The following is a 14395-nucleotide window of genomic DNA, read 5'->3' on the forward strand; positions in this document are numbered from 1 at the left end:
AACTCCTAACTATAACTTAATTTTTCAAAAATCGTATCATAAGCAAATAGATACTTTGTTAAAAAAATTAAAATTGAAATTGAAACAAACAAACATCCTTTAATTAAAATAATAAAACATTGATAACTATCATCTGAATAAGATAAAGTAATAACTCTAATTACAAGATCATATTTAATATAAATATATGTCAATGAAATGAAAAATTACACATTGAGCGTAACAGATAGTGAGTTCTCTTGTATAAACTCACGACGTGGTTCTACTTCATCACCCATTAATCTAGAAAATAAATCATCAGCTTGAGAAGCGTCCGTAATTTTTACACGCAATAAAGAACGAGCTTCCGGATTAAGTGTAGTATCCCAAAGCTGATCAGCATTCATTTCACCTAATCCTTTATAACGCTGCATAGATATTCCCTTTCGCCCTATAGTAAATATTGTATCTAATAAAGAACAAGGACCTATTATCTTTATCTTATCTTCATTAAAAATCAAAAACGGAGGGATAGAATAACTATCTTCAAAATCTTTTGAAAAAATCCTTTTATAACGAAAACTGAAAGCATGAATTGAGGATATATTAAGAACTAAACGTTCTTGAACTCCTCTTACAATACGTTTAACAATTATATTTTCACTATCTATAGTGCCAGACCAATTCTTTTCATTTTCTGCTGCTATAACATTAAGACGATTAGCTAATTTAAAAGCAGTATTTTCATCAATTTGCTGATTATCATCAGAATTAAAAACTCCAGCTATAACTGCTTGTTCAATAAATATTCTATCAAAATTTGGATAGAAGTTTTTAATCAATAGATCTATTTTTAAAGCATTATTAATAAAATTTCGCAAATCGTTCCCAGTTTTACTTTGACCATTTTCGAAATAAAGCTCTGTTTTTTCCGAGAGAACATGATTAATTAAATAATCTTCAAGAGAGTTTTCATCCTTAACATACTGCAAAGATTTTCCCCGAGTTATTCCATATAACGGAGGTCTGATAATATATAAAAAACCGTTTTGAATTAAAGCAGGCATTTGCCTAAAGAAAAATGTTAGAAGTAAAGTACGAATGTGTGCTCCATCAACATCAGCATCTGTCATAATAATAATTTTATGATATCGCAATTTGCTTATATCAAATCCGTCCTGTCCTATACCAGTACCAAGAGCTGTAATCAAAGTACCTATTTCTTGACTAGACAACATCTTATCGAAGCGAGCACGCTCTACATTCAAAATTTTTCCTCTTAATGGTAAAATAGCTTGATTTTCACGAGAACGACCTTGCTTAGCAGAACCGCCAGCAGAATCACCCTCAACTAAAAAAAGTTCTGATTTTTTAGGATCTCTTTCTGAACAATCAGCTAATTTTCCAGGAAGAGATGCTATATCAAGAACACCTTTACGACGTGTTAAATCTCGCGCACGTCGTGCTGCATATCTCACCATAGAAGCTTCTAAAATTTTCTTGACTATAATTTTTGCTTCAGTTGGATGTTCCTCCAACCAAGCAGAAAGTCCATCATTTACAAAGCCTTCAACAACGGAACGTACTTCTGATGAAACCAGCTTTTCCTTAGTTTGAGAAGAAAATCTTGGATCAGGAATCTGTATAGAAAGAACAGCAGTGAAACCTTCTCTACAATCATCTCCTATAATAGATCTTTTATCTTTTTTGGATACAACACTTTTTTCCACATATGAAGTAAGCTGACGTGTTAGTGAAGAACGTAAGCCTATTAAATGAGTTCCACCATCTTTTTGGGGAATATTATTTGTAAAACATAAAACATTTTCATGATAACCATCATTCCATCTCATTGCTAAATCAAGATTGATTTTATCTTTTGATCCACTAATTCTAATAGAATCCTGCATTAATGGCTTTTTATGTCTATCAAGGTAAGAAACAAAAGCCTCTACACCTCCTTCATAAAACATCTCAATTTCACGAGGATCAGAACAACGTTTATCTTTCAAAAAAATTTTAACACCAGAATTTAAAAAAGATAATTCCCTTAATCTATGCTGAACTATATCATAATCAAATTCATTAACAGAAAAAATTTCATTATTAGGAAGGAAAGTAACTTCTGTACCAGTTTCATCACCAGCATCACCAACAATTGTTAACTGCTTGCTAACTACTCCATCAATAAATTCCATTTCATAGATTCTACCTTCACGCTTAATTTTCAATTTTAACCATGAAGAAAGTGCATTGACTACAGAGACGCCAACCCCATGTAATCCTCCTGATATTTTATATGAATTTTGATCAAATTTTCCACCAGCATGCAATCTAGTCATAATAACCTCTGCGGCAGAAACACCTTCATCCTTATGAAGATCTGTTGGAATTCCACGACCATTATCAGTTACTGTACAAGAACCATCAATATTGATTGTAACAGTAATTACATCTGCATATCCCTCTAAAACTTCATCTATAGAGTTGTCTACTACCTCATAAACCATATGATGCAATCCAGATCCATCATCTGTATTACCTATATACATACCAGGTCTTTTTTTAACTGCATCTAGACCTTTTAAAATCTGTATTGAATCCGCGCCATAATTGGAATTTGTAATATTATTACTCATATTTTACTGAAAACTTTCAAATATCAAAAAAACAGCTAAATTTTTATAATAAAAAACGCCGTAACTACGTAACTACACAGATCTACTATAAAGATAAAATCAACTTCATTACTCCGTAGAAATTAACTTCCAGTTAGAATTATCAGCAGAAATCACATTCATAAAAGTCCAAACATCAACAACCTTACCAAAAACTTCTGGTTTATCAGGAAGCAAAGTACCTTCCTTATCATAAGAACAAGAAATAAATTGTCCTACTATACGTGTTGTAATGTATATATTTTTATCCTCTATTCTTGCAGAAATAATTTTTAATTCATCTATACCAATAAGACTTGATTTGACCAAGTTATCATCAGTCTTTCTTTTTGAAATAGAATTTGAAAAATCTTCATAAACTTTTTTGTCAACTAATTTTTCAATATTACTTATATTACCATCAAAAAAAGAAACAACAATCAATTCATAATAATCTTGAGCCAATGTCAAAAAATCCTTGAGATTAAAATTATGACAAACAGCAACTATATCACGAAGAGATTGATTCAATTTAGTTCCAAATGGAAAAACTAAATCAATATCATCAACATTAGTTTTATTTTTTTCTTTTTCTAATGATACAATCTTCCACTTATTATCTTTTGAAGGAAAAGAAGAAAACTTCTTTCTTGTAAAAGAAAAACCAAAGAAAGGTTTTTCATGACCAGTCCTTTTCCCTAAAACACTGCGCAGTTGTAAAAAAACAAAAATTGCTATAAATAGAAATAAAAATGTCAAAAAATCACCTAAATCCATTCCCAATAAAACCATCTTATTTTAAGTTAAAGCAAACTAACTAATTATAACACACAAGCTCTAAATTTATCATCTAAAATCAGCTAATAAATTTTCGAAAATAAAATTTAAAAAATAAACTTATGCATAATATCCCGAATAATATATTGATATATTATTCATATACCTGTTTCTGTTTACATAGGCAAGGGTTGTGTGATTCAAATTAAAATGTTAAACATTAATATAATATTTTGAGGATAAAAGATGGCAAAAATTGATGATAGTGAAAAACAAGTATTCTCTGTTGTAAATCAATACATAAAAGACTTGTCTTTCGAAGCTCCTGAATCTCCTGTTTTTTTTATTAAAGAACAAAACAAACAACCTAAAATACAAATCAACGTACAGGTAAATTCAAATTCAATTTCTGATGATTGCTTTGATGTTCTGTTATCATTCAATATTGAAGCTAAAATTGATGAAAAGGTAATTTTTATTTTAGAATTGTCATATGGAGGAGTTTTTAGAATTACTAATTTTTCAAAAGAAAACATGCCTTTAATTTTATTGGTTGAATGTCCTAGGCTTCTTTTCCCTTTTGTTAGACAAATTATATCAAATACAGTAAAAGATGCTGGTTTTCCTCCTCTTATGATTGATAATATTGATTTTTTAAAATTATTAAAAAAAGATAAGTATCTTAAAGGAGATACATACTAATAATTAAAAGTTATTGATCAAAAATATACTTATTCCAAATAGATTTTTTACCAATCTTTTGGATCATGCTAAAGTGTTTGTCTAATTCTACTTTTGTTATTCTAGGTAAAAGTTCTTTTTTTCTTTTTAAACATGGGATATTTTTTTCTTTTTTATGATGCAGATGTTCTGTATTTACTAAATTCAGATCAATCTGTAATCCACCAACCATACGTATGTAAACATCCGCAAGAAGCTTACAATCTAATAAAGCACTGTGCTTTAAGCGATGTGAGGTATCTATACCATATCTTTTGCAAAGAGAATTTAAATCATTTTTAGCAGATGGATGCTTACTCTTTGCGATAGCCAAGGTATCAACAATTTTATATTTTAAAGTTTCTTCTTGGATTCTCTTTAATTCCGCATTTATAAAACCTACATCAAAATTTGCATTATGTGCTATAAGTTCAGGATTTTGATCATTAAAAAAATCACGCAATTTAGGAAAAATTAAATCAAAAGTAGGTTTATCTTTTAACGATTCATCACTTATACCATGTACTTTAAAAGCACCAGAACTTATTTTTTTACCATCAGGATTAATTAAAACTTCAAAAGTTCGACCTGTTATAGAATAATCTACTAGTTCAACAGCGCCAATTTGAATAATTCTGTCTTCTTTCTTATTAAGACCTGTAGTTTCTATATCAAATATTATCTTGCGCATTTTTTATTTTCATCAATTATTTTATAAAAATTATTCAGCATTTTATTGATTTTTTTTTCTATTCCTTCAATTTTGCATTCCGTATTTATAACATAATCAGCACGATCTATCTTTTCTTTTTCATCCATTTGTTTGGATAAAAGAAAAAGAAAATTTTCCTCAGTATATTTTTTTCTAGACAAAACACGATTAAGCTTAGTTTCAAAACTACAAGTAACAACAACTATTAAATCAAAAAAATGCTCTTTGTTTTTTTCAAAAATTAAAGGAGTTTCAAAAAAAACTATTTTTTCACCTCTATTAAACATTTCTGATAAAAATTTTTGTTCACATGACCTAACCATTGGATGAATAATATTTTCAATAATTTCTAAATTTTCTGGAGATTCTTTAAATTTATTTAATAAAGAAGGCTTATCTACTCTATTATTATGAATTGTTTCAGGAAAAATTTTCCTAATTATCTCTACAGCATCATACTGATATAGTTTATCAACTATATTATCAGAACTTATAACTGGAATTTTTTTATTTCTTAAAAATTCAGCTATCGTTGTTTTTCCTGTACCTATAGATCCAGTTAATCCTACAACTAACACACTTACACTCTGAAATCATACATATTAGCACTAATATCACTATTATAAAATATAAAAAATATAGTAATATTTGATAAAAAAATAATAAATATAAATTAATTCTGATAATAAAAAATCAATCAATGATTTTTTCTTTTTTCAAATCACTTATAAGTTCTATAATAGGTAGTCCAACTACAGTAAAATAGCTTCCTTTTATAGAACTAAACAATTGAATTCCTTCCTTTTCAATCTGATAAGATCCTATACTGAGCAATGATTTATTACCAATTTTTTTTAAATATTTTCTAATAAAATCCAAAGATAAATTATACATAGTTAATTGTGCTATAGAAATATGATTACGTAAAACCTTACCGTTTTTTACTAAAGCATACGCACTGCTTAAGTTATGTGTTTTACCCGATAAATCCAATAAATGCTGTTCAGCTTCAATAATGTTATTAGGCTTATGATAGATATTATCTCCTAATGACATAGTCTGATCACATCCTATAACAATATGATCAGGGTAACGAATACTTACTTCTAAAGCTTTTCTTTCAGCAAGTATCAATGCAATTTTTGCAGAGTTAATTTTTTCTAATAAATTTAATGATTTTTCGACTTTTCTTTCGTCAATATTAGATTTAACAGATATAAATTTAATACCTGCATTCTCCATTATTATTCTGCGTGAGACGCTAGAAGATGCTAAAATTATAGAATATGACATAGAACTAATTTATCTAAATAAACCCTTTGTTAATCATTAAAGATATATAGTGTGTATGTAGTTTAATTTTTTTCACAGAATGAACAATCATTCACGATTTTCTTGGTTATTGCTTTTAAAGTACTACTACGTTGTGGAAAATATGCAATATGATCCACATGTTTTTAGTTAATATAGTTATAATTAAATTAACTGTTAATTATGTTGATAAAAAAATAATACATAATATTAACATATTATTAACAAAATTAATATTATTGATATTTCCATAAACAGTTGATTTACAATATTTTTATACCATAGTTAACAATATTTAAAAAAATAAGTAAAAATATATTTAATAAAAATATTATGAAAATAATTTCATTATGATGTGGATAAATAATAATCACCAATTTATACATACTATTAACAATAATAGAATCATTTATGGTATTTTAAATTATTTATGAATCAAAAAATATTAGATGTTTTACAAGGAAATGTAATTAATCCTCCTCCTATTTGGCTTATGAGACAAGCAGGAAGGCACTTGCCTGAATACTTAGAAATACGTAAGAAATATAAAAATTTTTTAAAAATGTGTTACGCGACTAAACATGTTGTTGAATTAACGCTTCAGCCAATAATAAGATATAACTTTGATGCTGCAATTTTATTTTCTGATATTTTATTAGTACCTAATGCGCTTGGAAGGAACGTTAGGTTTATAGATAATGAAGGACCAAGAATGGATCCTATAAAATCAGAAAAAATTTTTTCTCTTAAACCAAATATAGATTCTATAATAAGTCATTTTTCACCTATATTAAAATCAATTTCTATTTTACGTAAAAAATTGCCTGATCATATAACTCTAATAGGATTTTGTGGTGCTCCTTGGACTGTTGCATCTTATATGATAACAGGATGTTCTACAGTAGATCATTCTGAAACTAGGTTTTTTGCTTATCAAAATCCTATAGCTTTTAGTTGGCTATTAGATATTATTTCTGATATTTCTGCGGAATACTTAATATCTCAGATTAAAGCTGGTGCTGATGTTATTCAAATATTTGATACACATGCTGGTTGTCTTTGTGAAAAAGAATTTGAAAATTATTCTGCAAAATCAGTAGGTCGTATAATATCTTCCGTTAGAAAGAAAATTCCAAATGCTAAGTTTATTAGTTTTGCAAAAGGCGCTGGATATATGTTGAAAAATTATCGACGTTTAACCTCTTCTGATGCTATTGGTCTTGATTGGACAGTTCCTTTGTCTTTTGCAGCTGATTTACAAAAAGAGGGTGCTGTACAAGGAAATCTTGATCCAATGCGTTTACTGGTTGGAAAACAATCAATGAGAGATAGAGTAAGTGAAATCTTAGATGTATTAGGTTCTGGTCCATTTATTTTTAATCTTGGTCACGGTGTTGTTCCTCAAATTAAAACTAAGAATGTTTCTGATCTTGTTGATTTTGTACGAAAAGGAAATATTAAATGAAATTTATAGTATCAGACCAAGATGGTAAAAAAGCTCAATCTATAGCTTATATTTCTTTATTAGTTTTTCTTATTACCTTTGTTGGTTTCTTTTTCTTTTTTTCTTCTGATTTTTTTTTATGTATAAAAAGTATACATATAATATCTGTAATATCATGGATGGCAGGGTTACTATATATGCCTAGACTTTTTGTTTATCATAGCTTAATAAGTCCAGAAATTGATCAATATAAAACCTTTGAAATTATGGAGGAAAGACTTTTAAAGGTTATCATGAATCCAGCTATGATATTATCATGGTTATGTGGTTTTTATATGATATGGGTAACAAGATATTCTCAAATTGGATGGTTTCGAATAAAATTTTTTTTTGTTATTATTCTTTCTGCTTATCATTTTTATTTGGTGTTTTTAATAAGAGAATTTAAAAGACATTCATCTCGTCATAATTGTGGTTATTTTAAAGCTATTAATGAAATACCAACTATAATTATGATTACTGTTGTTTTCTTATCTGTTTTGAAGCCTTTTTAATTTTTATTTTTTATCCAAATATTATTATTGATATTTTTTTTTATTTGTTATTTAATGTATCTTGTTTTGTTATAAGGGTTATATCAATTAACTTATTTGTTTATTGTTTGGTTTTTTGTTTTATAAAAATCATAGATTTCTTTCTATGTATTACTTCTAGCATTATTTATGCGGTGTTCTCTTTAATTCTTAAATTTATAAATATTATGGGTGGTTTACTCTATGTCTGAAATGAAGCTTCAAGAGCTTAAAAACAAGTCTCCAACAAAACTTCTTTCATTTGCTGAGTCTCTTGCAATAGAAAATGCAAACGTTATGCGAAAACAAGAGCTTATGTTTTCTATATTGAAGGTTTTATCTTCTAGAGATATAGAAATCATAGGAGAAGGTGTTATTGAAGTTCTTCAAGATGGATTTGGTTTTTTACGTTCTCCTGATGCTAATTATTTAGCTGGTCCTGATGATATTTATATATCTCCATCTCAGATTAGGAGTTTTTCTTTAAAAACAGGTGATACAGTTGAAGGACCAATTAGGGCTCCAAAAGAAGGTGAAAGATATTTTGCTCTTTTAAAAGTAAATTCTATCAATTTTAATTCTCCAGAAAAAGTACGCAACAAAATACATTTTGATAATTTAACTCCACTTTATCCAGATAGAAGATTTAATATGGAATTAAATGATCCAGATAATAAAGATATATCTTCTCGTGTTATTGATTTAATAGCTCCAATTGGTAAAGGACAAAGAAGTTTAATAGTTGCTCCTCCGCGTACTGGTAAGACTATGCTTCTTCAAAATATAGCTCATTCTATAAAAAACAATCATCCAGAATGTTATTTGATAGTATTACTGATTGATGAGAGGCCAGAAGAAGTAACTGATATGCAGAGATCTGTTCAAGGAGAAGTAATATCATCTACATTTGATGAATCTGCTGCTCGTCATGTGCAAGTTGCTGAAATGGTTATTTCAAAAGCTAAGTGTTTAGTTGAATCTGGTCTTGATGTAGTAATACTTTTAGACTCAATTACTCGTTTATGTCGAGCTTATAATGCTGTTATACCTTCGTCTGGTAAGGTTTTAACTGGTGGTGTGGATGCAAATGCTCTTCAACGTCCGAAAAGATTTTTTGGTGCAGCGAGAAATATAAAAGAAGGTGGTTCTCTTACAATTATTGGTACAGCGTTAGTTGATACTGGAAGTCGTATGGATGAAGTTATTTTTGAAGAATTTAAGGGTACTGGAAATTCTGAAGTTGTTTTAGATAGGAAAATAGCAGATAAAAGAATTTTCCCTGCCATGGATATTATTAAGTCTGGTACTCGTAAGGAAGATTTGCTAGTTGAACGGCAAGATCTTCAAAAGATTTTTATGTTACGTCGTATTGTTTCTTCTATGAATACTTCTGATGCCATAGAATTCTTGATAGATAAGTTGAAACAAACAAAAGATAATAAAGATTTCTTTTATTCTATGAATAAACAGAATTAATAAAAGTAGATTTTTTATATTATTTATCATAGAAAATGATTGTTCATGGATAACAAAACAAAAACAATTTTTGCTTTGTCTAGTGGAAATCTTCCTTCTGCTATTTCTATTATTCGTATATCTGGTTCATCTTGTTTTCATGCTTGTGAAGTTATTTGCAAGAAAAAAAATCCCTTACCGCGTTTTGCTTCTCTAAGATTTTTTTTTAGTTCGGATGGAAGAATATTAGATAAGGGGATATTAATTATATTTCCATCACCTAAATCTTTTACAGGAGAAGATTGCGCTGAATTTCATGTTCATGGTGGGGTTGCTGTTGTTAATGAAATTTTGAAAGAATTATCAAAAATTCCTAATTTACGTCATGCAAATCCAGGAGAATTTTCTCGTAGATCTTTTGAAAACGGTAAAATTGATTTGATTGAAGCGGAGAGTTTAGCTGATTTAATTTCTTCTGAAACTGAAATGCAGCGTCGCCTTTCTATTGAAGGAATTTCTGGTTATTTATCTAAATTATACGGTAAATGGATAGATAAATTAACATATGCACGTTCTTTTATAGAAGCAGATTTAGATTTTTCTGATGAAGAAGATGTTCAAAACTTGTCTACTGAAGAAATTTGGAATGAAATATATTCACTTAAAAATGAAATTTCTTCCCACATATCTCAAGGAAAACTAGGTGAAATTATCCGTAATGGTTATAGTATTGTTATTTATGGTCATCCTAATGTTGGTAAATCTAGCTTGTTTAATGCTCTTGCAAAGAGGGATGCTGCTATAGTTACAAATATACCTGGAACAACTCGTGATATTCTTACATTAGTTTTAGATTTAGATGGTTATCTCGTAAAGGTATCTGATACTGCTGGTATTCATGAAACTGATAATATAATTGAACAAGAGGGAATTAAAAGAGCATATCATGCTGTAGAAAACGCAGATCTAGTTTTGATATTACAGGAAATTTCTTCAAAAACAAAAATTAATTTTCCAAAAAATAACAATTATATTTTTATTGGCACAAAAAAAGATCTTCATGATGGTGATTTTGATGAATATCATCATACTATATCTACAGTTACTGGAATAGGAATAGAAGATTTAATCAATGACATAAAAAGCATTATTTCTGATAAATTTGAAAAAAATTATTTCTCTATTCCAATTAATAAAAGGCATTTAGATCATTTATCTCAATCCGTAAAATATTTAGAAAATTCTATAAACAATAGAAATTATGGTTTAGATATTGTTGCTGAAGATTTGAGATTGTCATCTCTTTCTATTGAAAAAATAATGGGTAATGTTGATGTAGAGCAATTACTTGATATTATATTTTCAAAATTTTGTATAGGTAAGTAGTTATCCAAGTGTTATGAGGTAGATTTTGATAAAATCATTTTATGATGTTATAGTTATTGGAGGAGGACATGCAGGATGTGAAGCAGCTGCAGCATCTGCGAGATTAGGATCTTCTACTGCACTTATAACTCATAAAATTTCTACTATAGGTATTATGTCTTGTAATCCAGCCATTGGGGGGCTAGGTAAAGGACATCTTGTTAGAGAGATAGATGCTTTGGATGGTTTAATGGGACGTATTGCTGACGCTGCTGGTATTCAGTTTCGTATGTTAAATGTTAAAAAAGGACCAGCTGTACGAGGGCCTCGTACCCAAGCAGATAGAGATTTATATCGTTTAGCGATGCAAAAAGAGATTTTATCTCAAGTTAATCTTGACGTTATTGAAGGTGATGTATCTGGTTTTAATGTAAAAGATAATAAAATCAGCTCCATATCAATGCAAGATACTACTGAAATACTTTGTTCTACTGTAGTTTTAACTACAGGAACATTTTTAAGGGGAATGATTCATATAGGAAACTTACAAATTCCAGCAGGTAGAATTGGTGATCTTCCATCAAATAGTCTTTTTAATAGTTTTATAAATTTTAATTTTGATATGGGCCGCCTTAAAACTGGAACCCCTGCTCGACTTGATGGTAAAACTATTTCTTGGGATAAAATAGAAAAACAATTTGCTGATCAAAATCCAATTCCTTTTTCTTTTATGACTGATAAAATTACTAATACTCAGATTGAATGTGGAATAACCAGAACTAATTTGGAAACACATCGAATTATTTCTGATAACATAAAACATTCTTCTATATATTCAGGCAATATTAAATCATGTGGTCCTCGATATTGCCCATCTATAGAAGATAAGATTTTTAGGTTTGGAGAGCGTAATGGACATCAAATATTTTTAGAGCCAGAAGGACTTAATACTAATGTTGTATATCCAAATGGCATTTCTACATCTTTGCCAGAAGAAATACAACATGATTTTATTCATACAATTCAAGGACTAGAAAAAGTAAAAATTATTCGGCCAGGATATGCAATTGAATATGATTATGTAAATCCAAAAGAATTATATCCAACTTTAGAAACAAAAAAAATTTCAGGATTATTTTTAGCAGGCCAGATTAATGGGACCACAGGATATGAGGAAGCTGCAGCACAAGGATTAGTAGCAGGGATAAATTCTGCACGAAAATCTAGTGGATTGGATCCCGTTTATTTTAGTCGTTCTGATTCTTATATTGGAGTTATGATAGATGATTTGACTTCTAAGGGGGTTTTAGAACCTTATAGGATGTTTACCTCACGCGCGGAATATCGTCTATCTCTTCGAACAGATAATGCTGATATTAGATTAACTCCATTTGGCATAGATTTAGGATGTGTTGGAAAAGAAAGAAAAAAACGTTTTGAGAAATATGTAAAGGAGTATAATTTTGTTCGTGATACATTAAAATCTGTTATTTTAACTCCTACAAGTGTTTCATCTACATTTTTGAAGAAAGATGGCAAAACTAGAACCTTATATGATCTATTATCATATAAAGATTTTTTGGTTACAGACTTGTTTTCAATATATCCTGATGCAAGTAAATTTTCTTATATAATTCTTGAAAGAATTAAGATTGAATCTTCTTATTGTGTCTATACAAAAAGGCAAATGATGGAAGCAAAAGAACTTAAATTTGAGGAAAAACGCCTTATTCCCAATAATTTTGATTATTTTTCTCTTCCTGCTCTTTCAAACGAGCTAAAAATAAAATTATCTAAGATTAGGCCTTTTAATATATATCAAGCTTCAAAAATTGAGGGAATGACACCTTCTGCTTTAAATTTGCTATTAGTATATATTAAAAAATATTGCTATAGTAAAGAAAGCAAAATGAATTAACATGAAATATTATATTTTGAATAACATAAATAGGGCAAATTATTTTTTGCAAAAGTATGATGTTTCACGTGAAACAATGGAAAAATTAGAATATTTTTATTTTTTATTTATAAAATGGTCTAAAGTAATAAACTTGGTATCATCTTCTACAATAGAAGATTTTTGGACGCGACATGTAGAAGATAGCATGATGATGGCACATTTGCATCCAAATCCTTCTATTTGGATTGATTTTGGTAGTGGAGGTGGTTTTCCTGGCATTGTTACAGCTATTCAGATTGCAAGTCTTAATGAAGGATGGGTCAACTTGATTGAATCCAATAACAAAAAAGCATCTTTTTTACGTTTTGTTATCCAAAATACTGGAGCTAGGGGTAAAGTTTTTCCTTTTCGAATTCAAGAAACCAATAACTTAATTGATAAGTGCGATGTAATATCTGCTAGAGCTATAGCAAAGCTTGATGTGCTTTTAGAATATAGTTTTCCATGGCTTTCTAAGAATAATAATAGCAAAGCTTTTTTTTATAAAGGATATAATTATATATCAGAAATTAATGAAGCACGATTACGATGGGAATTTTCTCTTGTAAAGCATAAAAGTATTATAAAAAATGATTCTGTTATTTTAGAAATATCTAATTTAAAGCGTGTTTTTAAAAAAATAAATGCGAAAGGGATTTATAATGAAAGATAATAATAATCGTATTATTGCTATAGCTAATCAAAAAGGAGGAGTCGGTAAAACAACTACTGCTATTAATCTTTCTACTGCTTTAGCTGCTGTTGAAGAAAATGTTTTATTGATAGACTTAGATCCACAAGGAAATGCAAGTACTGGTTTAGGAATACCATTATACGATAGGAAATACTCTACGTATGATGTATTAATGGGAACAATTAATGTTGATAAGGCAATAATTAAAACTTCTATCCCCAAATTATCAATTATTCCTTCTAATATGGATTTATTAGGGATAGAGATGAAGTTAGGCAGAGAAAAAGATAGATTATTTCGTCTTAATAAGGCTTTATATACTCAGTTAATCAGTGATTTTTCTTATATTTTATTAGATTGCCCTCCTTCCTTCAATCTTTTAACCATGAATGCTATGTCGGCTGCTGATTCTATATTAGTCCCTTTACAATGTGAATTTTTTGCGTTGGAAGGATTGAGCCAGCTTTTAGAAACAGTTGAAGAAATACGTCATACAGTCAATTCAAGGCTTGATATACAAGGTATTGTTTTAACTATGTTTGATTCTAGAAATAGTTTATCACAACAAGTTGTATCAGATGTTCGAAAAAACCTTGGAGATAAGGTATATAATACAATAATTCCAAGAAATGTCAGGGTTTCTGAAGCTCCTTCTTATGGTAAGCCTGCTATTATATATGATTTAAAATGCGCAGGAAGTCAGGCATACTTGAAGTTAGCTTCAGAGTTAATACAAAGAGAACGTAAGAGAAAAGAAGCCGCTTAGATTA

The 14395-nt window shown here is 28.9% G+C and carries 13 protein-coding genes; 8 read left to right on the forward strand and 5 right to left on the reverse strand.

Going from position 1 to position 14395, the window contains the following annotated elements; genetic code table 11:
* Positions 1 to 206: 206 nt before the first annotated feature.
* Both gyrB and LAM_RS00690 read right to left on the reverse strand, forming a co-directional pair.
* Positions 207 to 2618 carry a DNA topoisomerase (ATP-hydrolyzing) subunit B gene (gene gyrB, locus LAM_RS00685; RefSeq protein WP_007556787.1) on the reverse strand — a complete coding sequence of 804 codons (2412 nt, stop codon included), beginning with the start codon at positions 2616 to 2618 and terminating at the stop codon, positions 207 to 209.
* A 108-nt stretch (positions 2619 to 2726) separates the two neighbouring features.
* On the reverse strand, positions 2727 to 3395 hold the full coding sequence (locus LAM_RS00690) for a Tim44/TimA family putative adaptor protein (protein WP_240532026.1): 669 nt from the start codon (positions 3393 to 3395) through the stop codon (positions 2727 to 2729).
* Positions 3396 to 3659: 264 nt separating this feature from the next.
* Between LAM_RS00690 and secB the strand changes: the two genes are divergently transcribed.
* Complete coding sequence (secB, locus tag LAM_RS00695) at positions 3660 to 4115, forward strand: protein-export chaperone SecB (RefSeq protein ID WP_007556784.1); 456 nt, start codon at positions 3660 to 3662, stop codon at positions 4113 to 4115.
* Positions 4116 to 4125: 10 nt separating this feature from the next.
* Here secB and dnaQ read toward each other — a convergent pair whose 3' ends face one another.
* The 3 genes from dnaQ to LAM_RS00710 all read right to left on the reverse strand — a co-directional run bounded on the left by dnaQ (position 4126) and on the right by LAM_RS00710 (position 6138).
* The gene (dnaQ, locus tag LAM_RS00700) at positions 4126 to 4824 is read right to left on the reverse strand and encodes a DNA polymerase III subunit epsilon (RefSeq protein ID WP_007556783.1); all 699 of its coding nucleotides are present in this window, start codon (positions 4822 to 4824) and stop codon (positions 4126 to 4128) included.
* A complete protein-coding gene (gene coaE / locus LAM_RS00705; protein WP_007556782.1) occupies positions 4812 to 5423 on the reverse strand; it encodes a dephospho-CoA kinase in 612 nt (203 codons plus the stop codon). The genes dnaQ and coaE overlap by 13 nt, the downstream gene beginning before the upstream one ends.
* Positions 5424 to 5538: 115 nt before the next feature.
* Complete coding sequence (locus tag LAM_RS00710; protein WP_007556781.1) at positions 5539 to 6138, reverse strand: Maf family protein; 600 nt, start codon at positions 6136 to 6138, stop codon at positions 5539 to 5541.
* 448 nt (positions 6139 to 6586) lie between these two features.
* Here LAM_RS00710 and hemE point away from each other — a divergent pair, with 448 nt between their 5' ends.
* The 7 genes from hemE (at position 6587) to LAM_RS00745 (ending at position 14391) form a co-directional block, all read left to right on the forward strand.
* Complete coding sequence (gene hemE, locus LAM_RS00715) at positions 6587 to 7621, forward strand: uroporphyrinogen decarboxylase (RefSeq protein ID WP_007556780.1); 1035 nt, start codon at positions 6587 to 6589, stop codon at positions 7619 to 7621.
* Positions 7618 to 8154, forward strand: coding sequence for a protoporphyrinogen oxidase HemJ (hemJ, locus tag LAM_RS00720; RefSeq protein WP_007556778.1), 537 nt, complete (start codon positions 7618 to 7620; stop codon positions 8152 to 8154). Before hemE ends, hemJ begins: the two co-directional genes overlap by 4 nt.
* Positions 8155 to 8376: 222 nt before the next feature.
* Positions 8377 to 9648 carry a transcription termination factor Rho gene (gene rho / locus LAM_RS00725; protein ID WP_023466160.1) on the forward strand — a complete coding sequence of 424 codons (1272 nt, stop codon included), beginning with the start codon at positions 8377 to 8379 and terminating at the stop codon, positions 9646 to 9648.
* 45 nt (positions 9649 to 9693) lie between these two features.
* Complete coding sequence (mnmE, locus tag LAM_RS00730; RefSeq protein ID WP_007556775.1) at positions 9694 to 11013, forward strand: tRNA uridine-5-carboxymethylaminomethyl(34) synthesis GTPase MnmE; 1320 nt, start codon at positions 9694 to 9696, stop codon at positions 11011 to 11013.
* Between the two features lie 25 nt (positions 11014 to 11038).
* Complete coding sequence (gene mnmG, locus LAM_RS00735) at positions 11039 to 12910, forward strand: tRNA uridine-5-carboxymethylaminomethyl(34) synthesis enzyme MnmG (RefSeq protein WP_007556774.1); 1872 nt, start codon at positions 11039 to 11041, stop codon at positions 12908 to 12910.
* Position 12911: 1 nt separating this feature from the next.
* Entirely contained in the window at positions 12912 to 13604 is a 693-nt protein-coding gene (gene rsmG, locus LAM_RS00740) for a 16S rRNA (guanine(527)-N(7))-methyltransferase RsmG (RefSeq protein ID WP_007556773.1), read from the forward strand.
* Entirely contained in the window at positions 13594 to 14391 is a 798-nt protein-coding gene (locus tag LAM_RS00745) for a ParA family protein (protein WP_007556771.1), read from the forward strand. The genes rsmG and LAM_RS00745 overlap by 11 nt, the downstream gene beginning before the upstream one ends.
* The last annotated feature ends 4 nt before the right edge of the window (positions 14392 to 14395 follow it).

The organism is Candidatus Liberibacter americanus str. Sao Paulo, from assembly GCF_000496595.1.
GTDB classification, from domain to species: Bacteria; Pseudomonadota; Alphaproteobacteria; order Rhizobiales; family Rhizobiaceae; genus Liberibacter; species Liberibacter americanus.

Coding starts and splice junctions, on each gene's coding strand:
- secB (WP_007556784.1), top strand. CDS start 3,660: ATGGCAAAAATTGATGATAGTGAAAAACAAGTATTCTCTGTTGTAAAT.
- hemJ (WP_007556778.1), top strand. CDS start 7,618: ATGAAATTTATAGTATCAGACCAAGATGGTAAAAAAGCTCAATCTATA.
- gyrB (WP_007556787.1), bottom strand. CDS start 2,618: ATGAGTAATAATATTACAAATTCCAATTATGGCGCGGATTCAATACAG.
- rsmG (WP_007556773.1), top strand. CDS start 12,912: ATGAAATATTATATTTTGAATAACATAAATAGGGCAAATTATTTTTTG.
- LAM_RS00745 (WP_007556771.1), top strand. CDS start 13,594: ATGAAAGATAATAATAATCGTATTATTGCTATAGCTAATCAAAAAGGA.
- hemE (WP_007556780.1), top strand. CDS start 6,587: ATGAATCAAAAAATATTAGATGTTTTACAAGGAAATGTAATTAATCCT.
- dnaQ (WP_007556783.1), bottom strand. CDS start 4,824: ATGCGCAAGATAATATTTGATATAGAAACTACAGGTCTTAATAAGAAA.
- LAM_RS00710 (WP_007556781.1), bottom strand. CDS start 6,138: ATGTCATATTCTATAATTTTAGCATCTTCTAGCGTCTCACGCAGAATA.
- mnmE (WP_007556775.1), top strand. CDS start 9,694: ATGGATAACAAAACAAAAACAATTTTTGCTTTGTCTAGTGGAAATCTT.
- rho (WP_023466160.1), top strand. CDS start 8,377: ATGTCTGAAATGAAGCTTCAAGAGCTTAAAAACAAGTCTCCAACAAAA.